Origin of the sequence: Paenibacillus massiliensis subsp. panacisoli DSM 21345, assembly GCF_000426545.1 — a bacterium.
GTDB lineage: Bacteria > Bacillota > Bacilli > Paenibacillales > Paenibacillaceae > Paenibacillus > Paenibacillus panacisoli.
Genome location: NZ_AUFO01000022.1, coordinates 27,551 through 53,147 on the forward strand (window position 1 = coordinate 27,551; position 25,597 = coordinate 53,147).

Annotated in this window: 23 protein-coding genes; 18 read left to right on the forward strand and 5 right to left on the reverse strand. The window is 47.4% G+C overall.

Annotated elements, in window-relative coordinates; all coding sequences use genetic code 11:
* Nucleotides 1-188: 188 nt before the first annotated feature.
* Entirely contained in the window at nucleotides 189-692 is a 504-nt protein-coding gene (locus tag K331_RS0117815) for a DinB family protein (protein ID WP_028591364.1), read from the reverse strand.
* A gap of 190 nt (nucleotides 693-882) precedes the next feature.
* On the opposite strand from K331_RS0117815, the gene K331_RS0117820 reads away from it, so the two are divergent.
* A complete protein-coding gene (locus tag K331_RS0117820) occupies nucleotides 883-1,446 on the forward strand; it encodes a CGNR zinc finger domain-containing protein (RefSeq protein WP_028591365.1) in 564 nt (187 codons plus the stop codon).
* 159 nt (nucleotides 1,447-1,605) lie between these two features.
* Here the strand turns inward: K331_RS0117820 and K331_RS0117825 are convergent, their stop codons facing one another.
* Nucleotides 1,606-3,162: an esterase/lipase family protein gene (locus K331_RS0117825; RefSeq protein WP_084165506.1), complete on the reverse strand. Its 1,557-nt coding sequence runs from the start codon at nucleotides 3,160-3,162 to the stop codon at nucleotides 1,606-1,608.
* Nucleotides 3,163-3,467: 305 nt separating this feature from the next.
* On the opposite strand from K331_RS0117825, the gene K331_RS0117830 reads away from it, so the two are divergent.
* On the forward strand, nucleotides 3,468-4,847 hold the full coding sequence (locus K331_RS0117830) for an amidohydrolase family protein (protein ID WP_028591367.1): 1,380 nt from the start codon (nucleotides 3,468-3,470) through the stop codon (nucleotides 4,845-4,847).
* 140 nt (nucleotides 4,848-4,987) lie between these two features.
* Here K331_RS0117830 and K331_RS0117835 read toward each other — a convergent pair whose 3' ends face one another.
* Nucleotides 4,988-5,578: a TetR/AcrR family transcriptional regulator gene (locus tag K331_RS0117835; RefSeq protein ID WP_028591368.1), complete on the reverse strand. Its 591-nt coding sequence runs from the start codon at nucleotides 5,576-5,578 to the stop codon at nucleotides 4,988-4,990.
* Between the two features lie 290 nt (nucleotides 5,579-5,868).
* Here K331_RS0117835 and K331_RS0117840 point away from each other — a divergent pair, with 290 nt between their 5' ends.
* The 7 genes from K331_RS0117840 to K331_RS0117870 all read left to right on the forward strand — a co-directional run bounded on the left by K331_RS0117840 (nucleotide 5,869) and on the right by K331_RS0117870 (nucleotide 13,239).
* Nucleotides 5,869-6,636: an SDR family NAD(P)-dependent oxidoreductase gene (locus tag K331_RS0117840; RefSeq protein ID WP_028591369.1), complete on the forward strand. Its 768-nt coding sequence runs from the start codon at nucleotides 5,869-5,871 to the stop codon at nucleotides 6,634-6,636.
* 413 nt (nucleotides 6,637-7,049) lie between these two features.
* Entirely contained in the window at nucleotides 7,050-7,736 is a 687-nt protein-coding gene (locus K331_RS0117845) for a hypothetical protein (protein ID WP_028591370.1), read from the forward strand.
* 14 nt (nucleotides 7,737-7,750) lie between these two features.
* Nucleotides 7,751-8,134, forward strand: coding sequence for a hypothetical protein (locus K331_RS0117850; protein ID WP_156897681.1), 384 nt, complete (start codon nucleotides 7,751-7,753; stop codon nucleotides 8,132-8,134).
* Nucleotides 8,135-8,230: 96 nt separating this feature from the next.
* Nucleotides 8,231-9,214: a tyrosine-type recombinase/integrase gene (locus K331_RS0117855; RefSeq protein ID WP_051289901.1), complete on the forward strand. Its 984-nt coding sequence runs from the start codon at nucleotides 8,231-8,233 to the stop codon at nucleotides 9,212-9,214.
* The gene (locus K331_RS0117860; protein ID WP_028591373.1) at nucleotides 9,150-10,679 is read left to right on the forward strand and encodes a hypothetical protein; all 1,530 of its coding nucleotides are present in this window, start codon (nucleotides 9,150-9,152) and stop codon (nucleotides 10,677-10,679) included. Before K331_RS0117855 ends, K331_RS0117860 begins: the two co-directional genes overlap by 65 nt.
* Nucleotides 10,680-10,836: 157 nt before the next feature.
* On the forward strand, nucleotides 10,837-11,745 hold the full coding sequence (locus tag K331_RS0117865; RefSeq protein ID WP_028591374.1) for a glycoside hydrolase family 43 protein: 909 nt from the start codon (nucleotides 10,837-10,839) through the stop codon (nucleotides 11,743-11,745).
* 417 nt (nucleotides 11,746-12,162) lie between these two features.
* Nucleotides 12,163-13,239 (forward strand): DUF3900 domain-containing protein, encoded by a 1,077-nt coding sequence (locus tag K331_RS0117870; RefSeq protein ID WP_018884369.1) that lies wholly within the window; start codon nucleotides 12,163-12,165, stop codon nucleotides 13,237-13,239.
* A 261-nt stretch (nucleotides 13,240-13,500) separates the two neighbouring features.
* Here the strand turns inward: K331_RS0117870 and K331_RS0117875 are convergent, their stop codons facing one another.
* A complete protein-coding gene (locus K331_RS0117875; RefSeq protein WP_018884370.1) occupies nucleotides 13,501-14,430 on the reverse strand; it encodes an L-lactate dehydrogenase in 930 nt (309 codons plus the stop codon).
* A 399-nt stretch (nucleotides 14,431-14,829) separates the two neighbouring features.
* Here K331_RS0117875 and K331_RS0117880 point away from each other — a divergent pair, with 399 nt between their 5' ends.
* The 9 genes from K331_RS0117880 (at nucleotide 14,830) to K331_RS0117920 (ending at nucleotide 24,038) form a co-directional block, all read left to right on the forward strand.
* The gene (locus tag K331_RS0117880; RefSeq protein WP_028591375.1) at nucleotides 14,830-16,101 is read left to right on the forward strand and encodes a YCF48-related protein; all 1,272 of its coding nucleotides are present in this window, start codon (nucleotides 14,830-14,832) and stop codon (nucleotides 16,099-16,101) included.
* 157 nt (nucleotides 16,102-16,258) lie between these two features.
* Nucleotides 16,259-16,444 (forward strand): hypothetical protein, encoded by a 186-nt coding sequence (locus K331_RS0117885; protein WP_028591376.1) that lies wholly within the window; start codon nucleotides 16,259-16,261, stop codon nucleotides 16,442-16,444.
* A gap of 187 nt (nucleotides 16,445-16,631) precedes the next feature.
* Nucleotides 16,632-17,051, forward strand: coding sequence for a DUF2500 domain-containing protein (locus K331_RS29875; RefSeq protein WP_036635244.1), 420 nt, complete (start codon nucleotides 16,632-16,634; stop codon nucleotides 17,049-17,051).
* A gap of 122 nt (nucleotides 17,052-17,173) precedes the next feature.
* Nucleotides 17,174-17,923 (forward strand): SDR family NAD(P)-dependent oxidoreductase, encoded by a 750-nt coding sequence (locus K331_RS0117895; protein WP_018884374.1) that lies wholly within the window; start codon nucleotides 17,174-17,176, stop codon nucleotides 17,921-17,923.
* A 291-nt stretch (nucleotides 17,924-18,214) separates the two neighbouring features.
* Nucleotides 18,215-19,330 (forward strand): TIGR04053 family radical SAM/SPASM domain-containing protein, encoded by a 1,116-nt coding sequence (locus tag K331_RS0117900; protein WP_028591377.1) that lies wholly within the window; start codon nucleotides 18,215-18,217, stop codon nucleotides 19,328-19,330.
* The gene (hemG, locus tag K331_RS0117905) at nucleotides 19,314-20,756 is read left to right on the forward strand and encodes a protoporphyrinogen oxidase (protein ID WP_028591378.1); all 1,443 of its coding nucleotides are present in this window, start codon (nucleotides 19,314-19,316) and stop codon (nucleotides 20,754-20,756) included. The genes K331_RS0117900 and hemG overlap by 17 nt, the downstream gene beginning before the upstream one ends.
* Nucleotides 20,757-21,107: 351 nt before the next feature.
* Nucleotides 21,108-21,530: a cell wall hydrolase gene (locus K331_RS0117910; RefSeq protein ID WP_028591379.1), complete on the forward strand. Its 423-nt coding sequence runs from the start codon at nucleotides 21,108-21,110 to the stop codon at nucleotides 21,528-21,530.
* 262 nt (nucleotides 21,531-21,792) lie between these two features.
* Entirely contained in the window at nucleotides 21,793-22,188 is a 396-nt protein-coding gene (gene gerQ / locus K331_RS0117915; RefSeq protein ID WP_404821507.1) for a spore coat protein GerQ, read from the forward strand.
* Nucleotides 22,189-22,709: 521 nt separating this feature from the next.
* Nucleotides 22,710-24,038, forward strand: coding sequence for a hemolysin family protein (locus tag K331_RS0117920; RefSeq protein ID WP_028591381.1), 1,329 nt, complete (start codon nucleotides 22,710-22,712; stop codon nucleotides 24,036-24,038).
* A gap of 246 nt (nucleotides 24,039-24,284) precedes the next feature.
* Here K331_RS0117920 and K331_RS0117925 read toward each other — a convergent pair whose 3' ends face one another.
* The gene (locus K331_RS0117925; RefSeq protein ID WP_028591382.1) at nucleotides 24,285-25,517 is read right to left on the reverse strand and encodes an aminopeptidase; all 1,233 of its coding nucleotides are present in this window, start codon (nucleotides 25,515-25,517) and stop codon (nucleotides 24,285-24,287) included.
* Between the last annotated feature and the right edge of the window lie 80 nt (nucleotides 25,518-25,597).

The window sequence follows — 25,597 nt, forward strand, 5'->3', positions numbered from 1 at the left end:
ATGCTAATCTCATAACCTATTTCAGATGACAAGAAGTAGTCTTGATAGCGCTGCCTAAGAAATATGTAATATGCTGATTTGAAAAAAAGTAAACAGCTTAGAAGAGAAAGCAAAGCAGTTGCAGCTTAGTAATACAATGCCTCCAGCTAGCAACTGCTTGCCTACGTGTTCACTATCCTCCAGATGGACTATGACGGAGTTGGCCAGCTTCCTTGCTGCTTTCTTAGCAACACGATCTGCCCAATATGATAGGCATCATGTATCAACCAAGGGACAATCAGCTCAGCAAGGGTGGTAGTTTTAGTGGGGGTGAAGTAAGGCACATGAAGCTGCTCTTCGTTCATAGAAGCTAAGGTCTCCTCCAGAGACAGGGAAATCTTTGTCGTAAGAGCAACGGTATGTTGCCATGCAGCTTCATCTTCAGCATTCCCTGCTGCGCCAAAGGTTTCTTCATTTGTAATCGTTGTCGGTGCCAATGGGGCAGTGTCTCCAATGCGATTAAGCATGCGCCGATTGTAGTAATTCATATGGTTCACCATCTGCCAAATGGTTAAGCCGCCTACTGTTGGAATCCAGGCCGCCTGACTGGCTGTTAGACCTTCAATCGCTTTGGCTAATGGAACGATCCAGTCCTCTTGAGCCCACGTGTGTTGTCTTTGCAAGACAATGTAATCATTCAGGTTCATACTCATCGTGTTGCCTCCTTTTTCATTTATCCAATATAGAGAGCAGCAAAGGAGAGTAAGTGTAACTAGCTATTAGCTGTTATATTGGTTACAATAATCATAACACAAAGCATGGTTATTGGTAACTATCAATATTGTTTTTTGGTGGTTACACGCAAGTGATTCACCATGTAAAGCTTAGAGAGAGGTTCGTTATATGGAGAGATTATGGACAGATTTTGTTAACAGCTATTGGCGCGATTGGCGAGGCAGTGGTCATTCCGAGGATCGACTGGAGAAGAGTGAGTGGCAGCAACGCTGGCTGGAACGTTGGGAGCTACATGCACCAGTACCAGCATCTGTGTCAGAGGTGGACAACATGCGGGGCTTTAGGGAGCAGCTTCAGCGGACGGCTCATCGTTTAGCTGATGGTGGCTTATTAAACGAGGAAGATCGTGAGTGGCTGAATTTGATCTTGGCCAAGGGCTCAGTCTACCGCAGGCTTGATCTAGATCGGAGCCAGGAGGAGCAGCAGAAGATTCAACTCAAGCTGATTGCTATGGAACCTAGCTGGCAGCAGGTCATGGCTGAAGTGGCTGCTGATTTTATACAGACAATCGTGGAGGGAGAAGGGAGTAGGATACGGTTCTGCGATAATCCTGACTGCCTCTGGGTATTTTATGACGACACACGCAGTCGCACCAAAAAATACTGTGATGATAAAATGTGTGGAAATCTGATGAAGGTGCGCAGGTTTCGGGAGCGTCAGAAAAATTCCTAGTCGGAGATAAGAAGGCTTGGATGAATATGGAATATGAATATGAGCAGAAATACCTTCGTGTATGAAAAAGAGGACAGATGCTGGCATCCGTCCTCTTTTGCTTGTGAACTATTTCAATTGTAAGAAACGAAGAAACGATCTACAAGAATTCAATCCTACTTACAATCCGAATTGGCGTCCATTCTCGTCAACATACAACGACTGTACGATGGTGCGACGGTAAGGGAAGCCCTTCTCCGTGATGCCTTCTGTCTCAATTGTTATGCTGTAGATTCCCGGTTGGCTGATTGTAGACAGCTTAAGCCCCGAAGAAGAAGTATGTACTTTGTCTGAGAGGGAAGGGGATGATAGCTGGGATGCACTGGAGTCACCAGGATTACCATAGTAGTAGACACTATACGTAACATCGGTAACACTGGCTTGTCCTTGCTGTTGAAGCTTGATTTCAGATCCAGAGGACTTCAGGCTGATTTTGAAATCTTCAACACGATTGAACTGGGCGACCATCAGATAAGCACCAGCATCGGAAGTGGAGGCAGTCAATTGATAGGTCCCAGGTTCAGGCTGCTGCAGCACTGCCGTATGGTGCCAAGCTCCCTGGAATACCTCAGAGTCCTGATAGACATCGAGTTGAACGCTCTTGATTGAGCCGTCGGGCTGCATTAATTCCAGATTCTTCAGCGGTTGATCATTGATCCAATCCAGTTTGACCGTGTCTACTCCATCTTCAATCATAAGCGTCTGTGATGCTTGTCCATCATGCTTGCCACCACGAATGTAGAAGTTGCTGGAGGATGGGGAGGCCGACGAATGAATTGCACTCTGGTCATATGTGAAGCTAGAAGAGCTTAGCTGCGCAGGTTCTTTTTGCTGCAAATAAGGAGATAACAGAGAATATACATGAGAGCCAGTACGAACGGTGGAATGGTTCCAGGAGCCTACACTAATCATGCGTGCATGTGGAAGATATGAGTTCTGTACGGTCACGACACCATCGTTGTCACCGAAGGATGATAAATACAGGCCACCCCAAAAATGCGATGTACTGCCAGAGGACCAATTGTTGCCTGCGAGGGTATAAAAGGGAACAGCTTTGCTAGCACTTAGGCCATCTGTCTGGGAACGGAAGGATTTCATATATGAGGTCTGTACGGAGGCAGTACCCGGACTTTGTGAGCCGATAAGCTCAGCCAGCCAGCCGGCCCAACTACTGTATGCAAGGTCTGCCAGCTGTGATCCGTGGTGGGGGCTACCAAGGGTAATGACACGCTGTACATAAGGTGCTGCATCGTAATGGACGATCGCAGTCTGTGTATCCACGCCACCTTTACTGTGGGCCACAATAATGAGCTTCTTGCCGAAATGCTTGCTGATCTCTTTGATCTTGTCGGATAGCAAACGGCCATTGTCCCACATGCTTTGCGATGTTCCTGTAATGTCATACAAGTTGATAAACGCTGTCTGGTACCCATTGCTATGGAATTTTTCATACATATCGTTGTTCTCATACCATACACCTGCACTACTGTTCAAGCCATGCACGAATAAAATGGCTGGCTTGGATGGATCAATTCGATCAGGTGGTGTTCCTTCCGTCCAGCTCCCAGGTACACCTCCCGTATTCGGATTTGTTGGTTTGCCGGCTTGCACCGGTACTGCTGTGATGCTGTAAGTGAGCAGAGCAACAAGCAACAAAGACATCCACCTTTTCATCATAATCTTGAATCTCCTTCCAAAATTTATCATTTCTATGCTATTTTAGCACGTTTATTGAATGGAAAGTATATATTTTAATGCAAATTTTCGTTAAATATATTACCTTTTGTTAAATGTTGTTATCATGACTGTTGAAGGTTGGTATATACTGTGAAATTTAAATATTTACTGAATAATAGTAATTTGATACAATAAATACAGATGCATACGAATATGCAAAATAAGTAATGGAATAGTGCGGTAATAACATCAAGAATACGTATGGCATCTAACGACCTAATATATATGTTAGGAGAGGATGCGTTATGGAAAAGAAACAAGGCTATCTGCTCAAAAATGGCTGGGTGCTTACGATGGATTCGAAGCTAGGGGCATATCGCAAGGCTGATGTTCTCATTCGACATAAGCGAATCGAAGTCATTCAGCCGAATATGGAGCTTAATGATGAGCATGTGGAAGTGATTGATGCATCAGGTATGATCATTACTCCAGGCTTCGTGGATACGCATCGGCATGTGTGGGAATCTGTCGTGCGGACTGTGGGCACCAACTGGTCACTGCCAGTCTACTTACAAAATCTTTACTACGGCGCTATGGGAAGCAAGCTTCGCCCACAGGACAGCTACATCGCGAACTTGCTGGGAGCATTGGAAGCGCTTAATGCTGGGGTTACTACGTTATTGGACTGGAGCATGCCGTATTCGCCGGAGCATACCGATGAGCTGATTCGTGGACTGCAGGATGCAGGAATTCGGGCAGTATTTGCTCATGGCGTCCCTGGTGAGACGGAATATTGGAATCGGGACAGTCGCTTGACCTATTCCGCCGATCTCAGGAGAGTGTCGGAGCAATACTTCTCCTCGAAGGATCAATTGCTAACGTTAGGTCTAGCGATCCGAGGACCGGAATTTAGCCATTGGGATACAACGGTGGAGGAGATTCGGCTTGCACGTGAACTGGATGCAATTTGTTCCATGCATGTTGGTTTTGGTAGCTGGGGGAGTCAGGATCATTCTATCACTCGTCTTCATGAAGCTGGCCTGCTCGGTCCGGATATTAATGTAGTGCATGGTAACACAATGAGTACAGAGGAGTATAAGTTGTTAGCCAGCAGCGGTGCCTCGTTATCCGTAACGCCTGAGGTTGAGATGATGATGGGTCATGGCTACCCAGCTACTGGATTTTTTCTAGAGCAGGGAGGGGAACCATCACTAGGCGTGGATGTAGTCACTTCCACAGGTGGGGATCTGTTCTCACAGATGAAATTCATGCTGCAGGCAGAGCGTTCTAGAGTCAATGAGCAAATTATAAGTAGAGGAGATATGCCAGGGGAGCTTAACCTGTTGTCAGAGCAGGTGCTTCGTGCTGCTACAGTGACTGGCGCCAAGGCGCTGGGGCTGGACCGCACAATCGGTAGCCTAACTCCTGGAAAAGAAGCTGATTTGGTGCTGATCCGTACGGCGGATCTTAACCTGTTCCCGGTACAGGATCCCATTGGTGCTGTAGTGCAATTTGCCAATCCATCCAATGTGGACACGGTGTTCGTGGCAGGCAAAATGGTAAAGCGTGGGGGACAACTGCTGCATGTGAATCTCCCGAGTGTGCAGGAGCAAGTGCTAGCCAGTGTAGAGTATCTGAATGAGCAATACCATTTAACGGATGCTGATCGCGTAGTCTACGCTTAAGCTGCTAATTGATTGAAAGAGTTCATCGCCGTGTTCCAAAACGATCAGGATAAGGAAGGATTACAGCTTAAGCTTGAACAAGGCTGCCAGTTCGCTGGTGGTCTTGTTCTGTTATGTCTATCGATAAGGATCTTTACAATTCAATTGTTTTTAAATTCGATAACATCTATATTATTGGTCACTTGAATCAGCGTTTGCTCTGCCATATAAGTTGCTGAATATTTAAAACCACTCTCTGCCCAGTACATAATTACACCTACACAGGCAGACATGCGGTAGCTTAACATAATCTCGTAATCAATGGAAATACCAGCAGCGTCCATTTCAATGTGCATTTCTTTTCTCATTGAATTTCTAAGTAGATTATAGATCGCGTTACCTAACTGGTTATTCACTGAGAGAAGTACAAGGAATTTATTTTTATTCGCTTGGATATGCTCGAACAAACGCAAAGTGGACGGATAGATCTGGTTCGCTAGTACACGCTCCATTCCTTGATAGGGTTCTAATAGAGCTTGTTGAACGCCCAGTAGAAATTGTTCTTCAATTTCCTTAAGCAATTCCTCTTTTCCTGCATAATGATTATAAAAAGTTCCCCGATTGTAATCTGCCCGTGCCGCGATATCCATAATGGTAACGGCTTCGTAACCATTTTCAAGAACGAGTTCAATAAATGCTGTCTGTAAGGCTTGTTTGGTTCTCTTTGTTCTTCTGTCGTTCTGATCAAGCATGATATTACTGCTCCCGTCTCTTCTTAAAGATGTAGATCGCATATGTTTATATCATTATAACATTCGAATCGGATTGTACCCAAATGGGAATACTTAATGAATCAACATCATTACTACAAATGTTCAAAATCAATCATTAATTCAACATTGTTAAAGTATTTGTCCAATAGATGACATTTCAATGAATAGTGATTATTGTCATAGATAAGTGGTGGGTGTATGATGATATAGAAATATAAGTTAGTTACTATAATTTAGTTACAGTATTTTAAAAAAGGGAGCGATATATAATGGCTCAATCTCAAGCTAAGACAGCGATTATCACTGGTGCTGCTGGAGGAATCGGAAAAGAACTTGCACGTCGTTTCGCAGAGCGCAAACTGAATCTCGTACTGGTCGATCTAAAAGAAGAGCAAATCCAATCCGTCATTCAAGAGCTGGGGCTTAATGAAACTAACTCACTTGCCGTAGCGGCTGATGTGTCCAAAGAAGAGGATGTACAAAACTACGTTAATAAAGCAGTTGAGAAATTCGGTACAATTGATTATTTTGCAAACAATGCAGGGATTGAAGGTCCAATGGGGCCAATCGAAGAGCAAAGTGTAAAGGGCCTGGATCTGGTATATAACGTGAACGTTCGTGGTGTCTTCCTTGGGCTGCACTATGTGATCCCTGTAATGAAGAAGCAAAAGTCTGGAGCCATTCTGAATACCTCTTCGCTTGCTGGACTTATGGGAGCACCAGGGATGTCTCCCTACATTATGTCCAAGCATGCGGTGATCGGTCTTACTAGAGTAGCTGCCAATGAACTGGCTTCCTTCGGAATTCGTGTGAATGCCGTTCTGCCAGGTACCATTGCGACACGTATGATGGAACAGATTGAAGCCAATTCGGGTAATGCAGAAGAATTCAAGAAGGCAAATGAAGCAGCGACTCCGCTTGGCCGATATGGTAAGCCTGAAGAGGTAGCAGCGGTTATGAACTTCTTGCTTTCTGATGAAGCCTCTTTTGTAACAGCTTCACTCTATACCGTTGATGGTGGTATGGTGGCTCAATAAACCTATTCAATACGATTGTAGATTAAAATTTCAAGATTAAGCTTTTCAAGCAGAAAAAAGAGAGGTTCGAGCCTTCGGGTTCGAACCTCTCTTTTTTCTGTATTCACGCAGTAACACATATCTAGCATAACGAATAAAAACTGCGTATAATATAAATTATACGCAGTTTTTATTTAAAACGATTTTTGGCATAAGGAATGGACAATTATCCACCTTAATTCATGGCCTATTCCAGCAATTTTATGGGACTATATTCCTGATTTGTCCAAGACGGACAGGACTCTAGACAAGTGATTGCGAAATGCTATGGAAGGAACACCGAATGGAAGGAACACCGAAATGTTACAACGGAACCTATGAACTGAATAAAGTAGTAGAAAAAGATAGAGGCATGTCTTGAAGGAGGAATACATATGATGCACCATAAGACACTTAATATTCTGGATGGACAGGGAGAGATTTCGACACTTGCTTTTGCAGACTCAGCACCTCTGTCTTCATCGGTCTTGATGATTCAAGATGCTGCAGGTCATTCGATAGCTGGTAGTAGCGATAAAGGTGTTATACCCGTGGATCCACATCAGCACTTGCTGGAAAGTCGAAAGACGGTTGTAGTCATGGAATATAGCAGGGAGGCGGCAAGCTCCGACTGGGCTGAGATGGCTTATGGCTGCGAGATCGGTATTCATCAATATCAGCTTGAGCTTCCACCGGACTGTCATTTTATTCTGGGTGAGGTTGACGGATTGGAAGAAGAGCTGGCTATTCGTTGGGAAGGGATGCCAGCGGGACAGCATCAGATTCGAATTGGGCATTACATGAAAACGCCACGCATTGCCGAAGGAGAGCTGACACCCGAGCAGTCAGAACTGGTCAAATATGCTCAGGTAATTACGATATACATACATGTATCTCCTTTCGATGCAGAGCAGGATGCCGGATTGTACTCGAAGAGCCAGCATTTATTCGATTCGTATGGCAGCAGTGGATTTATTCTCGCTGATCTGCCGCGCATGCGTGAGCGTATTCGTCAGGAGTTGGGTGAGGGCAAGCTGGACCTGCTGAATGCTTTCGTGAAGGCGATTTGGCCGATCGTCTGATGGAAGAAGGCGTGATGTCGATTGTATGGGGCCTGACTCCATGGTGTTATTCGATATTCGGGATGTCTGACAAGAACTTAACAGCACGCCTTCCACTTGAAGGCTTGCCTGTACAGACAGGGATCTATCGCATCGCTGCTGACCTCAAACAATTGAGTGTTATCCCTGTAAATGCCCTGCGTAACTGGGAAGAATGTGCGGAGCTCACTTGGCCTGAATTATTAATAGAGGGAGTGGGCAGCACGCTACGGCTGGAGCTGTATCTGACACAATGTCAGTCTATGAACGGGCTTCATGAGAGCCCACTCCCCTATTTTCTGGCCCGGCGCTCAGAGCAACAGACCAATACCATCGTTCCTTTGGTTCAGGTGGATATTCTGGAAGAGGCAGAAGTATAGCGGCTACTTAGGCTCACATCAATAGCTACTAAGCTGAGATTCAATGGAAAGCTATACTCGCGTATTTTGAATGGGAAGCAGCAGGTGATTCTTGGGATGATGACAATCGAAGTAACAGAGCAATATGCTGATGAGCTGGAGGCTTTTCGGATCTGGCTAAGAGATGCTGGCTACACCTCCTACACGGTCCGATCCTATACTGGTGATGTGCTTGAATTCCTGAATTCCCTGGAGGGAAAGTCTTTGGCAGAAGCCAAAAAGCTGCATGTGCTCTCGTTTTTGAGTCGGGCGCGTGAGCGAGGCATCAGTGATGCGACACGGAATCGTAAGCACGCCGCTGTGCAATGCTTCTATAAGGCACTCATTGAGCTGGAATTACTGACGACCAATGCAGCTACAGGCATCAAGAAGGCAAAGACCGTCAAGCATCAAGCGCCCGTGTATCTGGATGAGCAGGAGCTGGAACGCTTTCTGGGCTCGGTGAGCGGGAAATATCGCATGCGCAATCTGGCTATTTTTCTGCTGATGGGGTACATGGGGCTGCGGGTCGGTGAGGTGCATGCCCTGAACCGTAAGGATTACAATGCTGATCGGCTTACATTGCAGGTGTTCGGAAAAGGGCGCAAATGGCGCACGTTGCCTGTGCCCAAGGTAGTGGGGGACATTCTGCAAGCAGCCATGTACGACAGACTTACGCCCTGGATTGCTAAGGAGGATGCCATGTTCGTCTCACAAAAGGGACGTAGGCTATCTATTCGTGGCATCCAGCTGATTGCAACCGAGAGCTTCGAACGTTTTCAGGCACATCTGCCTGAAAGTCAGCGTCTGTCCTATTCTAGCCATAAGCTTCGGCATTCGTTCGCGACGATGCTGCTGCGCAAGGGAGCTGATCTAAGGACAGTGCAGGAATTGCTTGGACATGCCTCGATTCAGACAACTACCGTCTATACGCACGTTACGAATCGTGAGAAAGAGCATGCCATGAATCAATTAATGATTCCGGAGGTGTCATTTTATGAAACTAATTCATCCTCTAGAGGCGGCAGAACGTCTGATGCAGGATTTGGAGATTCCCTCTGAGTATAACTTAATGAGTGCGGAGATAATACGCAATTCCCAGCCTGATGAGCTTCCGTTGTATAAGCTTGAGCTGCAATGGACATTCCCGGAGATTTATGACGCGATTACGAAACATGACAGAAATACGGAAGAGAGAATGAAGGCGGCGAAGCCAAACGATGATGTCGACCAAGGAGATGACAAGCACGTAACGGACGAATTTGAGACTGAATTGGTAAGCAATAGAGCGATTTATGCCGAGATGGATGCGGTCACAGGCAGGCTGATCTCATTGATCCGCCATGATCTGAAGCCTGTCCTGAATAAGCATGCCTTACCGAAGCCAGCGGATACGGACATGGACGACGCCACATTCAACAGACTGCTACATCAGCAGCTGGATTGGATGGAACGGATGAAGTTGAATATTCGGACGGATGAGCTGCAGCTTCAGAAGGCAGTTATCAAGAATGACGGCGGCTATCGCTTTTGCTTTGCTAGACAGCATCAGGGGGTTCGTGTCAGTAGCTACCAGACGGTAGATATGGAATGTAATGCTCAGGATGAGGTCATACAATGGTTATGTAAATGGGATGACTGTGAGTTCGAAGTGGCTGAGCACACACAATCCATTGATGACGTTTTGTCTAGCGCAGGTGCCGATGCTCTCTCGCTCGGTTACATTCTTCCGATATCCAAGCGATACCCTTATTATGTATGTCTTGGAGAAGGATATCATGCAGTTAGCGGTGAGCTGATCTTTCGAGAGAAGGCTCAGCAGAGGGAGATGATTCAGCTTAATCGTAACGCAAGTGCGGAAGAGAATACGGCTTATTTTCACCTAGAGCTAGACTCAAAGCAGGAGCAAAGGCCTGTCTTTGCGGAGGAGCATTACGAGGCCTTGAAGCTGGCAGCAGGGGTTACAGAGGTTGACCCATATGCTCCTCATCCATTTGCACCTGTCATCTCCGACGATGAGATTGTTCAAGCTAAAGCTGCTGCTGTCTCTTATCTGGAACAACAATATGCCCATGAGCCTTATGAATTTGCTTTTCTGGAGAATACGGAGCAGAAAGCCGTCGAAGCCATGCAGGGTCATCAGCTACAGGTCGATGTACATCGAGTGCTGCATGGAATTGTATTAGGGGGCGGACGGATTCGTATGGTTATCGACCGGGGCAGTGGCAGGGTAACTCATGCCATAGATGCGTTGGAGCTGCAACAGCTTTTGGATATGGATGCAACGTCAAAAGAGACCACTTTAGCTGGAGTAAGCGGCAGCCGTGAGAAGCAAGGTACATTTCTTATAGCCGAGCGATCACTAGAAGAGGCTTGGCGAGTGCTGAAGCCACATATTGATGTAAGGCTATCTTATCGAATCCAATATAACGGTCCGCTGGCTGCACCAAGAGCAATTCCGATCTACACGTTAGCCTGTGATCAATTGTTCAATGCCGTGACAGGCGAGCTCGTCAGCTTACACTGATTTACCCTATATTGCACTATGAGCTGCTTTATATGGATACACCTTGATTTCTAATTGATATATCGTAATTCATGAACTTATTCTAACAGACATGGCTCATCAGATGTGGCTCTAACTGCGTTTCTCTCATTGAAATCGCTCACAGGAGGTATTCACATTGTTAAAAACCAAGCTGGAACAGATTCATTTCCGTGATCCGTACATCCTGACGTCACCTCAGCATGGAAAGTATTACTTATATGGCTCAATTGGTCAGAATGTGTGGGACGGTCCTGCCATTGGCTTTGATGTCTATGAAAGTGAAGATTTGCTTCATTGGCAGGGACCGAGGGAATGCTTTCGCCCAGCGGCAGATTTCTGGTCAGATCGTCATTATTGGGCGCCGGAGGTTCATGAATGGGCGGGACGTTACTTCATGTTCGCCAGCTTCAAGGCTGAAGGTGTGCCGAGAGTCACTGGCGTGCTGGTAGCAGAACAGCCTGAAGGCCCTTTTGTTCCGTGGTGTCGTTCGCTGACTCCGCCAGACTGGGAATGTCTCGACGGTACATTATATGTGGACGAGCAGGGAGAGCCATGGATGATCTTTTGTAGAGAATGGGTGCAGGTAGAGGATGGAGAAATGTACGCTGTACGCCTCAATGCTGAGCTGAACGGTACGATTGGTGATCCTGTATTCCTGTTCTCGGCATCCGAAGCGGTATGGTCTGTTGGTACTGGAGAGCAGCGCAACCGTTATGTTACGGATGGCCCTTTCCTCTATCGCATGGAGAACGGGGAACTGGTTATGCTATGGTCGACGATGGGGCAGGAAGGATATACGATGGGTCTTGCGCGCTCACAATCTGGAGGGCCGACAGGACCGTGGACGCAGGATGAGATTCCACTATTTGCTAAGGATGGGGGACATGGCATGCTGTTTCGTACGCTATCAGGTGAGCTGGCGCTTACGATTCACTCGCCGAATATTCACCCGGATGAGCGGCCCATGATCTTCTATATTCAGGAACAAGCTGGACAGCTGCGGCTAATAGACAATTTACCAAATAATAAGTATGATCCTATATGAATGATTATGAACGATCATGAATTAGCTCAAGCATGAACCTAGCTTAGATCACAGCCGTTTAAGCGGAATAAAGCCACAAGCGCTAGAAGCGTATCCGTGGCTATTTTGTTGTAGGGACGATTCTAACATGAAGCTAACATACGTCTTGAACAATCAGTGTTTACATTTTTTTACATAACAATTATTATGTAAACCAAATTCGATGAGAAAGCTATTTCCAACTTAAGTGAAGTTCGAAAGCAGCAGTTCGATAAAGCTATAGATAAATGTAGAGCGGATCGGAACAGTCCCATTAGAGTCGGAGAGAATTGGGCATATCTTACTGTGCTGAGTTGGAATGACATGTTGTAGGCGGGTACCTCTTTTGCAATGAGAATGATATAATAACCCGTACAGATTGAGAAGGAGAGCGCATGAATGAATTTTACAGTGGAATTTTTGTCTTTTTTTGTGATACAGATCGATGGTAAGGATGGTCAGGGTGGTAAGAATTATAAGCACTATGCCACGATGGACGATTACGATTATGAAGAGAGCGATGTGAAGAAATTCCTGGATGGGGAATTCAGCCGGATCAGCAAGCGTAAGGTAGAGAAGCACCCAAGCACCGAGCAGGCACCTACCAAGATAGGACGCTTCATTGTCGAGCCGGAGCATGATCTCAGTAGCAATCCGAATTTCAATATGTTTGCCCGGTTGAGAGCCGCGTCGGATAAGGAGAACTTCAAGAACGCCTGTGATGATCTGGTAAGGATGTATCTGGACACCAGCGCTGTCCGCGGTGGGGCACTGATTGTCGTCCAAGCCATCATGGGGACACATTCGGATGATCGTTTTATTTTTGTACTGAAATGTGATTTCGAGCCCAAGATTGCACGCATTTCAGAAAGCAAGCTCGTGTCCGAAGTAGAGATGGCGATATCTGCTCGTAATATGAAATCTATCATGTATCCATATCTGATTGAAGAGGGGATGCTGGACGAGTGGGAATTGAAAATTCATCAATCCTCTCATGCGCGGTATTTTGAGGATTTCTTGAAGTTCGTGACCTACGAGCAGTCCATGCCTGAGATCGTCAACGAGCATGTGCTGGGCTTCGTTCAGGATTATGTAGAGACACGCTGGCCTGATGCGGATAACGAGGAACGTCAGCAGGAGGAGCGTGAGCTGGAGCTATGGGCAGGCAGCGAGAAGAGGGATCTGCAGGAGAAGTGGGAGCCAGTTCAAGTCATGGAGGCTGCTGAGCGCATTGTGGAGCTGAAGCCAGAGATGGATATACGCTTCAAGCTGGATGATACCTCAATACGTGGCTTGCTCGCAGACTTTGGCGTAAAGCTTCATATTACCCGACTTCATGATCGCTATGCACTCATTCTGGAAGGCGATTCATTCATGTTCGATAAGTCCTACTCTCCTATAGAGCTGCTGCAGCCAGAGGATTTTTCCACCGTGGCACAGCGCCTGCAGGCCAAGCGCAACGATGAAGAAGAATAGCGGGAGACCGAGCTATAGTAAACAGACTATTTAAGAAATGCATACCTGATTAAGCGAATAGTTTAGTTAGATAAGACCTGGACAAGACCTGAGTAAGACCTGAACAAGGCCCAAATATAACCGCCCTTATAAGCGCTGGCTCGGAAGGTACATGGCAGCAGCTTGCAAGGACGGTTAGGTCTGGTTAGGCATGTATTTTTGTTAAAATATTGTGTATGCGCTTTCGCGTGAGTAAGCTTGATAGCTATAGATCAAGCTGAATTACAGGTCAAGCTTGGAGATCTGATCCTTCAGCTTATTGGCTGAGCGCTGGAATGCATCCTTTTCAACGTCATTCAGTGGCAGATCCAGAATCTCACGCACACCATTGTGATCTACGACACAAGGTACGCCCAGATACACATCGGATACGCCGTTATAGTCAGTCAGCAGGGTAGACACATTCAGCACAGATGCTTCGTCACCCAGAATCGCTGCGGTAATCCGGTCCAGAGCAAGAGCTATGGCATAGGAAGTAGCGCCCTTGGCATCAATGATCTCATAGGCTGCATTTTTGGTATTTTCAAAAATCTGCTCCTGATCCGCTTCAGGGATGTCAAGTGGAGTACCTGCGACATTCGCGAGGCTCCATACAGGCAGCTCCGAATCTCCATGCTCACCAATGATGTGAGCGTGAATGCTACGCGGGTCGATCCCCTTATTGAGTCCGATGAGGTAACGGAAGCGAGCGCTGTCAAGCAAGGTTCCTGAGCCGATGACCCGCTCCTTGGGCCAACCGCTTAATTTCCAGGATACATAGGAGAGGATATCCACAGGATTCGTTGCGATCAACAGTATGCCGTGGTCGTTCACCTTTGTAATGTTATCAATGATTTCTCCAAAAATGGATGCGTTACGCTTAAGCAGATCAATGCGTGTCTCACCAGGCTTCTGGGAAGCTCCGGCCGCGACAATGATAATATCAGCATCCCGGCAATCCTCGTAGGTTCCGGCCCATACTTTAACCCCACCGAGGAATGGCAGGCCATGATTCATATCCAGCATTTCACCGCGGGCTTTTTTTGCATTGACATCAATGAACACCAATTCGGACATTCGCTGCCTCAATAGCAGGGTGTAGCCAGTGGTAGTACCCACAGCTCCCATGCCGACAATGGCGACTCTGCTGCGTTTAAAGGGCTTCTGATTCATCAATGATCATCTCCTTCCTGAGATAAATGATGGACATGCTAATACCCATCATTAACCATAATCGCTTAAGATCATATAAAATTCAAGACATTTCTCCAAGTGTGTCACAAAAGCAGAGGCAACTTGCACAAAAGTGTGCGTCTATCAGCTTTATGCTATAATAGGCACTTGAGATGGTGGCTTTGGTAGATTCATTCAAATTTACTTACATTTGATCCAGTCAAGGTACTAGTATCGTAGAAGTTACATGATTTTATTCAGAGATACATATTGATGCATTCAGAAAGTATGCGCTGTACGTTGATTTCTATAGAAGACAGACATGGATATGGAGTCCTATCCTATTTAGAAGTCATATCTGTTAAACAGCTTGTCTCGGCAAAAGGAGGACACCTTACGATGAAAAAGTCATGGCGAGTATGGACAGTGGCCTTTACCCTACTCACAGGAATGACTCTCGTCTCCTGTACGTCTACGGAGCCTGATTCGGTTGTCATGCAGACACCTACCGAGCCGGCTCAAGAGGAAGGACAGACCATCACGATCATTCCTACAGATCAGGAAAAAAATGGCGTGGATACAACCAAGTATCAGATTCAGACGAGATTAACTGATTTCCATCTATTCGATGGTAACAGTGGCATAGCCTGGGGCGTCACTCGCAATGCCCTTAGACTCTACTATACACATGACGGAGGCGTCACCTGGACGAATATCTCCCCATCGGAGAACATTCCCTTTCCTGGTGAGCTCCATTACGGAACAGAGATTTTATTCGCAGATGCCCAGAATGGGTGGATTGTCCGTCAGGCTTGGGGGTCTGCTGATACGATTGTGCTTCGTACCTCTAATGGGGGGGAGACCTGGAATATAGCTGCATTACCCGATTCGGGAACCGTTGAAGGCATTCACTTCACAGATGGGTCCAATGGATGGATTGCTTCTGAGCTAGCTTATAGCGGCAGGATTCTGAGCAGAGCGGTCTATCGAACGACTAATGGAGGAGCCAGTTGGAGCAGACAAATGACGAACCCGAATATAGATGGACAGGTCGTCAACAACGTCAGTGAGCTATTGCCTTTGATGGGAGAAGTGACAGGTATTCATTTTACGGATGATGAGCATGGCTTTGTCTCGATGAATGTGAATAACAGGCCACGTATCTACAATACGTCAGATCAAGGCCGTAGCTGGGCTCCATCAAAGGCTGTCGAGACCCCGAACGCCTGCTCAGCCCCGGAGAATGGAGCGCCGCAGTTCAGAGACATCCGTGATCCTGACGGCTGGATGCCTTTGCAATGTGATAAGAATGGATACATAAGCTACAGCGGCTATTTTACCGCGGACGGTGGGCGCAATCATTGGCAGTATGCACAATTGAATCTGCGTGTACCAATGGGAATGGCTTCGACCGTACCTACTTTTCTCAATGACAGGCAAGGCTGGGTCTTAGTCGGCCCAAGCGTGTATTACACCGAGGATGGAGGCAAGGTCTGGACTTCCCTTGGAGCTAACAAGGTACTGCTTGATATGCTGGAGAAGTACCCAGAGCCGGTAAAATTGCGATTTGCCTCATCGAAGGTAGGCTGGCTGTTAATTGAGAAGGCAGAGGATCGCAAGTCCCTGTTGATGCAAACCATCGACGGCGGAAGAACGTGGAAAGTGCTGTAGATGATAGCTTGATCGACAGAAAGTCAGTAAATATCCAACAGATATTACTGGCTTTTTGCTTTTTCATTTTAAATTTTCGATTTCTTGTGAAATAAATCACAATATAATCTACTTACTGCTGTTATACTTAAGCCATAAAGAACAAGGAGTGATTACAATGAGAAGAAACGAAAATGGAACGGTTGATATGACACAATATTTCCTGCAATTCTGCTACACATGCCAGGACGCACATGAGTGTATGACGGAGGAAGAATGCAAAGAATGTGCAGAAAGATACGCCATGGAGACAGATGATGCGAACGATGAGACTCGTCACTTGCTACAAATGGTGCACGCTTAACATGTCTCTCGAAATCGTCGCTTCTCCATCCTTACCATCTATAAGCCCGTAAGCAAGAACCTCTGCGACCTAACGCGAGGTTCTTTTTGCTATGCTTGATCAAGATATAAGATCTCGTGCATATACTCTTCTTAGCAAGCTTTCACATGTCGGGCTGCAAGGGCGATGGGCTAGGGAGGGGATCGAAATGGGATTTGAATCATTGTGGATGTTTGATTGGCTCGGTACGGTATTGCCGGTCTTTTTTGCAGTTGTCCTTGGAATCGTCGTTCTCTCTATTGTCAGGGAGGCCTTGTCGTGGAATCGCAATCGGCAGCAGCCTGTCTTGACGGTCAATTCGAAAATTGCTGCACGCCGCACACATCTGAAGCAGGTACACCATGAGCCTGAGGCTCCGCATACGATTACAGTCTATTACGTAACCTTTGAGGTAGAAAGTGGTGATCGGCTGGAATTTCAGCTGTCTGGAGAAGACTATGGGATGTGTGCCGAGGGGGATGAAGGAGAACTCACCTTTCGGGGAACGAAATTCTACAGCTTCGAGCGTCGGCACCGGACGATGAATGGATCCATGGGTGGACATTCAAGTGGTTCCACTGCAGGCTAGAATAGGACCTCCGGAAGTGAGCTTCCGGGGGATTTTTCTGTTTTTGGCGGAATATCGTTTCTGCATGCTGTTCATCTGTTTGATATATAATAGGATGTTGTAAGACGAGGAGGCAGATCAGGATGAGATTCGTGGAACAGATCGTGGTTGTAACTGGAGCTGCACAGGGAATTGGACTAGCCTTGGCTGATGCATATGCCCGGGAGGGGGCGAAGGTTGTCTACGCAGACGTGGATGAGACGAATGGGGCTGCAGCAGCCGCTGCTGCGCGGAATCAAGGTCAGGAAGCCATATTCGTTCGCTGTGATGTAAGCATTGAACAGGATATAATTGACCTCTTCAAGCAGGTTCAGGAGGAATACGGTACGGTCCATACGCTGATTAACAATGCTGGTGTATCTGTCTGGAAATCTCCCTATGACTTGACCGTAGAGGAGTGGGACCGGGTGATGAATACCAATGTCAGAAGCTGCTTCATCGCGTCCAGAGAAGCGGCCAAGCTCATGCGTCATAACCAGACAGGGGGGAGTATCGTGAATATGGCCTCCACACGAGCAACAATGTCCGAGCCAAGCAGTGAAGCCTATGCGGCTTCCAAGGGGGCAATGGTTGCGTTGTCCCATGCGCTCGCAGCCTCGCTGGGGCCGGACCAGATAAGAATTAATTCCATCAGCCCAGGCTGGATCGAGACTGGAGACGAAGCAGCGCTTCGTCCCGAGGATCATAACCAGCATCCAGCTGGACGAGTAGGACGACCTGCGGATATTGTGCGGGCTGCCTTTTACCTGACAGATCCGGAGAATGACTTCGTGACAGGTGAGAACATCGTTGTTGACGGGGGAATGACCCGGAAGATGATATATGTACCATAAATGAATGAACTATTATGAAAATATCAGCCTGAAGTATGAGTACTAAGCAGATCCTTTCCGAAGGATTTGCTTTTTTTTCGTTCAGTTGAACTGCATCTGAGTATGAATTCGTGTCTCCTCTGTGAGGATAGGCAGTCTGTGCTGTGAAATAGGGAAGTCCCTTATAGCTCCAGTCTGACCTTACCGCCTAGAATTAAATAGTACCGAGTTCGGTGATGGGTGGAGCCAGCCATCATGCCGACTCCTTGTGCGGAATGTCGTGACTTATGATACACGAAAGGGTGTACACAGATGATATCCTTGGATAACACACGTAATTATGAGAAAGATCCTTTTATTGTCATTTGGGAGGTGACCCGGGCTTGTGCCCAGAAGTGCCTTCATTGCCGGGCGGAGGCCCAATATCGACCAGATCCGCGTCAGCTTTCTTTAGAAGAGGGCAAACGATTATTAGACCAGATCGCCGAGATGAATCATCCTCTGGTGGTCTTTACGGGCGGTGATCCGCTCATGCGTCCTGACCTGTTCGAGCTTGCCCGCTACGCGATTGAGGAGCATAAGCTTTCTGTATCCATGACGCCAAGCGCGACGCCCAAGGTCACACGGGGGGCTGTAGAGAAAGCAAAAGAAGTAGGATTGTCACGCTGGGCCTTCAGCCTCGACGGATCATGTGCAGAGATTCACGATCATTTCCGAGGCACGCCAGGGTCTTACGCAACCACGATGAAGGGGATCGGTTATTTGCAGGAATTGGGGATTCCGATTCAGGTGAATACGACCGTCTCCCGATATAATCTAAATGATCTGGAGAAGATTGCGGAGCGCGTTCAGGAGATGAAGGCGGTGCTGTGGAGCTTGTTCTTCCTGGTGCCGACAGGCCGGGGAATGATCAAGGATATGATTAGCCCAGAGGAGCATGAGGCGGTCATGAAATGGATGCAGGCCAAGCAGTCACAGATGACTTGCGGAATCAAGGCTACTGAGGCTCCACATTACAGAAGAGTTGTGCTGCAGGCTAGCAGGAATGCAAGTGATGCTCCCTTGGCTGCTGAACGCAAACGGCCAGATCTGCTAGGGAGAGCGCCTAAGGGTGTGAATGATGGGGACGGGTTCGTATTCATCAGTCACATCGGAGAAGTCTATCCTAGCGGATTCCTTCCTGTCGTGTGCGGTAATGTCAGGGACCAGTGCCTGGCTGATATCTATCGCGAATCGACTATTATGAGAAGCCTGAGAGACAAGACACTGCTCAAGGGTAAATGCGGTGTCTGTGAATTCAAGCAGCTTTGCGGTGGATCAAGAGCTAGGGCCTACGGAATCACAGGAGACTATCTAGAGAGTGACCCGTATTGTGCATATATACCCCAGAGATGGAGGGACACAGGAGTCAATGAAGCCAATTGCTAAGAAAGTAGTCATTTTGGGTGGAGGGATCAGCGGCTTAAGTGCGGCGTTCTATGTGCAAAAATTAGCCTCGGAAAGGCAGCTTCCCGTTGAGATCACCATTATAGAGAAGAGCAAGCGGATGGGGGGCAGGATTGAGACACTTCACCGACAGGGCTTTGTGCTGGAAAAAGGGCCGGACTCTTTCCTGTCAAGAAAGACCGCCGTACTGGATTTGACGAGAGAGCTCGGATTAGAGGAGGAGCTGGTGCCTACCAACCCACAAGCCAAAACAGCGTATATTCTTCACAAAAATAAGCTTCATCCGATGCCTATGGGCTTTGTACTGGGTATTCCAACCAAGCTTACTCCATTCATCCGCACAGGTCTGATCTCCCCGGCAGGCAAGCTGCGTGCGGCTTTGGATCTAATCCTGCCAGCTCGTAGGGAGAAGGAGGATGAGTCACTGGGAGCCTTCATACAGCGGCGCTTGGGACAAGAGGTGCTGGAGCACATCACAGAGCCTCTGCTGTCGGGAATTTATGCAGGTAATACACATAGCCTTAGCTTGAATGCAACCTTTCCGCAATTCAAGCAGATGGAGCTGACGCACCGCAGCCTGATCAAGGGGATGGCTAAGGGAAGCGGGAGTAAGCCGAGTCCCCACGCTACAGAGGGGCAAGGTGGATATAGTGCACTGGTAGCCAAAAGCATGTTCCTCTCCTATCGCGGCGGACTTTCTACACTGATCAAGCGCCTTGAGGAGCGGCTTCGTACGGCTCAGTATGTGGTCGGCCAAGGTGCCGTTGCTATTGAAAAAGAGGAGAAATATCATGTAGTGCTTGAGAATGGACAGCAGCTTGAGGCAGACGCGATTATATGTGCTGTGCCAGCCCGCGAGGCAGCAAGGCTGCTGGCAGAGGTGCCGGGGGCCGACCGTCTGCAGGATATTGCCTATGTCTCTGTGGCCAACATTTCACTTGCGTATCGCAAGAAGGACCTGGGTGTGGCCTTTGAAGGTACAGGCTTTCTTGTCCCGCGGAAGGAGGGCAGAATGATTACTGCCTGCACTTGGTCATCTAGCAAATGGAAGCATACGGCTCCTGAGGATTATGCGTTGGTACGAACCTATATTGGTCATGCGGGCGCTCAGGATTGGACGCAATGGACCGATGAAGAATTGGTTGAAGCTGCTCGCCGAGATCTACTCGAATTGACAGGATTGAAGGCAGAGCCGATGCTGGTTGAGGTAAGCCGCTGCAACGAGGCGATGCCACAATATCCGCTTGGACACTTAGAGACTCTAAAGAGCTTGAGGGATACGCTGGCAGAGCGCCTGCCTGGTATATGGTTATGTGGTGCAGGATATGGCGGTGTTGGTATCCCGGATTGCATCGCTCAAGGCAAGGCTGCGGTAGAACAGCTACTGGCCGAATATACAGATATTTAAGGCTCATCAGCGTATAGCTCAGATACAGCTCGGATAGAACCTAGATAGAACCTGAACCTAGATACAGCTTAGATACGTTACTAAGCCATATCGCTGAGCTATATTATTAAGGTACGGGCCAAGACACTTTTAAGAGCTATAAAACAGTCTTTCCTGATGCTACCGTGCAATATGAGTAGCTGTGCATAACGTACAATCGCGCCACCGTGCAAGCCCTACTGTGTAGGGCTTTTTTGCGTTAGAAATTGCGATTCCAAGCGGATGGATAAATTTTTTCTGAAGTAACAGTCACAACATGGGCGAATGTACAATACGATATCATGTGCAAAAGGAAGAAGAGGAGGGCTGAAGTTGGCTGTCATCAAAGCAAATTCGGAGGATGTAAAGACGCTGGCCCGTCTCATGAGAGCCGAGGCGGAGGGCGAAGGCGAGCAAGGGATGTTGATGGTAGGGAACGTCGGAGTCAATCGTATTCTTGGTAATTGTCTGGATTTTCGGAACATCCGATTGATGAATGACATGGTATTTCAGAGCCCGGGGGGCTTCGAGGCGACCCAGAAGGGTTATTTTTACCAAAGAGCCCGCGATCGTGACATTCGTTTGGCCCAGCGGGTTATCAATGGAGAGAAAATCCGCCCGGCGAGCAATGCGCTATGGTTTTTTCGACCAGCAGGAGAATGCCCTGGGACCTGGTATAACCAGGAAAATACCGGACGCTACAAGGCGCACTGCTTTTTCCGTCCTACTGCTGAGGACTGTCCAGCCGTCTATTAGTCTGCAACTGTACTTAATGTCATGAAGTAACAACAGGGTTAACAGCATGAATTAACACGATGAGGTAACGCCGAGACGTACTAACACACCATATTTTCTTATTGTCTGCAATGCCATTTTAGTTCGACAGAATCAAGGAGGAATCACGAATATGTATCCACAAGCTTTTCAACCGACGTTTTTTCCACCTGTTAGCGGAGCATCTTATCCTGCAAGAATGGCAGCCCCGAATTCGCCTAACATGCCTATGGTAAGTCCATCCATGACAGGTATGCCCAATTCCCCGATGATGGGGGGCATGATGGGAGCTTCGATGGCTCCTCCGCAGGTCAGCAGTGGAAGCGTAATGACCCCGTCCGGAACCGTTGTGCAGACACAGACTCCTCAATTCGAGCAATCGTATATTGAGAACATTTTGCGTCTGAACCTGGGAAAAGTCGGTACCTTCTACATGACCTATGAAAATAACAGCGAATGGAATGCAAAAATCTTCAAGGGTGTGCTGGAGGCAGCTGGACGTGACCACATCATCATCAGCGATCCCAAGACGGGTGTTCGGACGATCCTGCTGATGGTCAATCTGGATTATGCTACCTTCGATGAGCCACTTGTATACCAGTACCCTGGAGTACAGGGGAACCCGCCTACACGATTCTAGTCCATCCAGCGAGGCTAGATTGTGAGGATGCTGTGAACAGTGCATGAAAATATTGTATCCTATCCTCTGTGAAAGCAGAGGATTTTTGCTGTACATGGAAAAAAAGTGAAACTGAAGGACAAAACGTCGCAAAATCGGGCATTCAGGCCCTTTAATAGCTGAAAACCGCCGAAATTTGGGTGAAAACAGCTTCTCAACCAGTTTTGCAGTGATAGCTGACTGTTTCGTTGTGTATGGTATATCTATATAATTAAGTATAAGTTTTTACTTATGCTACGCATGTTGCATCAATCTTGCGAATGATATCCCATCAGCAGTAGGTAGGTGGAAAGCGTCTTGTAACGTCTACATAAGCTACCCCTGATTGAATACATTCGAATTATTATGCTATGTGCCGATGTGAAGAGAGGAGTGGGCCCATTGGGGAGTTGAAGCTGCAGTCTGCAGGAAGTCCGGTATATGTGCAAACCATTCGAAGGAGGTGCACCTGGCTGCTAATCCATTGGTGGTCAGGGAATTGATTGAGTAGTGACCCTTTACCCATTATATTTAATATTTTTGCAGTGTTTTTCTTGGTGCTGCTGAACGGCTTTTTTGTATCTGCAGAATTTGCCATGGTCAAGGTGAGAGGCAGTCGGGTTGATAGTCTGTTGGAAGCAGGCAACAAGAAGGCTGTATATGCATCACAAATGATTCACAATCTGGACGGCTATTTATCTGCTTGCCAGCTTGGGATCACATTAGCATCCCTAGGACTCGGCTGGATTGGGGAGCCAGCCATCGCAAGTCTCATTGAACCTGTATTCGCAGCTGCCGGACTCGGTCCGATTTATGTACATGGCGCTGCGATCATAGTAGCTTTTATCATCATTACCATCATGCATATTGTACTTGGTGAGCTTGCACCCAAGACATTGGCGATTCGAAAATCGCTTACGATTGTACTTTATTCTGCGATGCTAATGACCTGGTTCTACAAGCTTATGTATCCTTTTATCTGGGTACTGAACGGGCTGGCGAATCAACTGCTCAGATTGTTCCGCGTCGAACCGGTAAGTGAGCAGGAGGAGTCTGTTCACACAGAGGAAGAAATCCGTATACTGATGAAGGAAAGTAATAAGAGCGGTCTAATCGATAACACGGAATTGGCGCTTGTTGATAATATATTTGATTTTACTGATACGACAGCGCGCGAGATTATGATTCCCCGTACAGAAATGATCTGTCTATATAGTCATCTATCGGCGGAGGAGAACCTGGATATTGCTTCGGATAACATGCGAACACGGTATCCAATATGCGGTGAGGATAAGGACCATATTATTGGCTTTATCCATATCAAGGATCTGTTGCGTGACAGGTCACTGGATACCCGAACGATGATCCGACCGATTCTGGCTGTTCCGGAATCAACACAGATCAGTAGTCTGCTGAAGCAAATGCAGCGGAGCAAGACACAGATTGCCATCCTGATTGATGAATATGGAGGCACGTCTGGTCTGGTGACGCTGGAGGACATCATGGAAGAGATCGTCGGTGAAATTCAGGATGAATTCGACCATGAGCGCCCACCACTAGAGAAAATAGGCAAGGATGAGTTCTCTGTGGATGGCATGATGCTTATCGAAGAAATGAACGAGCGCTTCGATCTGGGTCTGGACAGTGAGGATTATGATACGATTGGAGGCTGGATGTACTCCCGTATTGAAATGATTCCACCCGACCCCGGGCAAAGCATCGCGTTCAATGGCTTTCTACTGCGTGTAGCGGAGACGGAGAATAAACGAATCTCGCGCATTCATATTTCCAGACTAGAAGATGAGGTAATGCTGGAAGAGGAGGGCGCGTAAGCGCAAACGCAAACGGTCTTCATTTCGGTGAAGCTTACCTATTTGATATATCCAACTGCTCTTATCTAAAAACTGAAAGAGGCCGGTACAAGGTAATCCTTGTCCGGCCTCTTTGCAGTATGTGCGATATTTACTAGTAATTTATACGGTGTTGTGCCTGAATCGCACATAATTCAAGTATTAACATCAGGCACCTACATCAAGTCTTTCAACAACAGCAGACAGCGACTTATCGTGCGGTTAGATCTAGATTGCCCAATTGCCGTCGCGGAATACAGCTTCTCTAGTGCCATCGTGGTTAATTCCATCGATGTTCATCTCACCAGAGCCGACCATGAAGTCTACATGCGTAAGACTGCTGTTCAGACCATTCTCCGCAAGCTCCTCCTGAGTCATCTTCTTGCCACCATTCAGTGTAAAGGCATAGGCGCTGCCAATAGCCAAGTGGTTGGAAGCATTCTCATCAAACAGTGTGCTGTAGAACAGCAGGTTGGACTCCGAGATAGGAGAATGATGAGGAACCAGCGCCACTTCACCAAGGTAATGGGAGCCTTCATCAATCTCAACCAGACTCTTCAGGGTCTCCAGGCCTTGTTCTGCTTCTACCTTCACGATCCGCCCATTCTCAAACGTGATTGTGAAATTATCAATGATGTTACCACCGTAGCTAAGTGGCTTCGTACTGGATACCTTGCCGTTCACACCTGTCTTCAGCGGTGCAGTGAACACTTCCTCTGTTGGCATGTTCGCAACGAACAAGTTGCCTTGTTCATTCTTGCTATCTGCAGCAACCCACAGATGCTCTTTCGGCAGCTCAATGGTAAGGTCAGTACCAGGAGCTGTATAGTGCAGCTTGTGATACTTCTTGGCATTAAGAATATCTGACTTGGATTGAAGGTTATCCATATGAGCCTGCCAAGCCGTAACCGGTTCTGGCTGGTCCACACGAACCATTTTGAAGATGGTCTCCCAAAGTGTATGTATGCGCTCTTCTGCAGGAAGATCCGGGAAAATCTTCTCAGCCCACGCTTCGGAAGGTACAGCTACGATCGACCAGCTGAATTTGTCAGCCTGCTGATAGGCTCTGTACTTGGCCATAGCTGTAGCCTTGGCCCGTTGGGCAGCGGTAATGCGGTCCTGCTTGATGCCAGCTAGCAGATCGGGGTTATCCGCAATGACGTGTAGTACAGCAGCACCTTGCTCGACCAGCTCGGTCATCTCCTCTGCATGCCACTTCGGTGGAATGCTAAAGCTCTCGTCTGGAGCCAACTCGTAGTACAGACGGGTGACCGCCTCGTCGGACCAGATCACCTTCACGTATTTGGAACCCACTTCGTAGGCTTTCTTGACAATCAAGCGAACGAATTCCGCTGCGGAAATCGGTGCGTTCACAACCAGGGTCTGTCCAGGCTGGACATTTACACCTACGCGAACGGCGAGCTCTGCATATTTTTCTAAATTTTGCTCAAAATCAGACATATGTTCTTCCTCCGTTAAAGGTAATTCGATACGCAGTATGCTACGTGTCACAACTATTGTACAATGGAATTATGAGGTTC

Excerpts from the sequence above, each read along its gene's own strand:
- K331_RS0117875 (WP_018884370.1), bottom strand. The coding sequence starts at position 14,430 with ATGAATCAGAAGCCCTTTAAACGCAGCAGAGTCGCCATTGTCGGCATG.
- K331_RS0117840 (WP_028591369.1), top strand. The coding sequence starts at position 5,869 with ATGGCTCAATCTCAAGCTAAGACAGCGATTATCACTGGTGCTGCTGGA.
- K331_RS0117820 (WP_028591365.1), top strand. The coding sequence starts at position 883 with ATGGAGAGATTATGGACAGATTTTGTTAACAGCTATTGGCGCGATTGG.
- K331_RS0117815 (WP_028591364.1), bottom strand. The coding sequence starts at position 692 with ATGAGTATGAACCTGAATGATTACATTGTCTTGCAAAGACAACACACG.
- K331_RS0117855 (WP_051289901.1), top strand. The coding sequence starts at position 8,231 with ATGATGACAATCGAAGTAACAGAGCAATATGCTGATGAGCTGGAGGCT.
- K331_RS0117885 (WP_028591376.1), top strand. The coding sequence starts at position 16,259 with ATGAGAAGAAACGAAAATGGAACGGTTGATATGACACAATATTTCCTG.
- K331_RS0117870 (WP_018884369.1), top strand. The coding sequence starts at position 12,163 with ATGAATTTTACAGTGGAATTTTTGTCTTTTTTTGTGATACAGATCGAT.
- K331_RS29875 (WP_036635244.1), top strand. The coding sequence starts at position 16,632 with ATGGGATTTGAATCATTGTGGATGTTTGATTGGCTCGGTACGGTATTG.
- K331_RS0117880 (WP_028591375.1), top strand. The coding sequence starts at position 14,830 with ATGAAAAAGTCATGGCGAGTATGGACAGTGGCCTTTACCCTACTCACA.
- K331_RS0117825 (WP_084165506.1), bottom strand. The coding sequence starts at position 3,162 with ATGATGAAAAGGTGGATGTCTTTGTTGCTTGTTGCTCTGCTCACTTAC.
- K331_RS0117925 (WP_028591382.1), bottom strand. The coding sequence starts at position 25,517 with ATGTCTGATTTTGAGCAAAATTTAGAAAAATATGCAGAGCTCGCCGTT.
- K331_RS0117845 (WP_028591370.1), top strand. The coding sequence starts at position 7,050 with ATGATGCACCATAAGACACTTAATATTCTGGATGGACAGGGAGAGATT.
- K331_RS0117900 (WP_028591377.1), top strand. The coding sequence starts at position 18,215 with ATGATATCCTTGGATAACACACGTAATTATGAGAAAGATCCTTTTATT.
- K331_RS0117835 (WP_028591368.1), bottom strand. The coding sequence starts at position 5,578 with ATGCTTGATCAGAACGACAGAAGAACAAAGAGAACCAAACAAGCCTTA.
- gerQ (WP_404821507.1), top strand. The coding sequence starts at position 21,793 with ATGACAGGTATGCCCAATTCCCCGATGATGGGGGGCATGATGGGAGCT.
- K331_RS0117860 (WP_028591373.1), top strand. The coding sequence starts at position 9,150 with ATGAAACTAATTCATCCTCTAGAGGCGGCAGAACGTCTGATGCAGGAT.
- K331_RS0117830 (WP_028591367.1), top strand. The coding sequence starts at position 3,468 with ATGGAAAAGAAACAAGGCTATCTGCTCAAAAATGGCTGGGTGCTTACG.
- K331_RS0117850 (WP_156897681.1), top strand. The coding sequence starts at position 7,751 with ATGTCGATTGTATGGGGCCTGACTCCATGGTGTTATTCGATATTCGGG.
- K331_RS0117895 (WP_018884374.1), top strand. The coding sequence starts at position 17,174 with ATGAGATTCGTGGAACAGATCGTGGTTGTAACTGGAGCTGCACAGGGA.
- hemG (WP_028591378.1), top strand. The coding sequence starts at position 19,314 with ATGAAGCCAATTGCTAAGAAAGTAGTCATTTTGGGTGGAGGGATCAGC.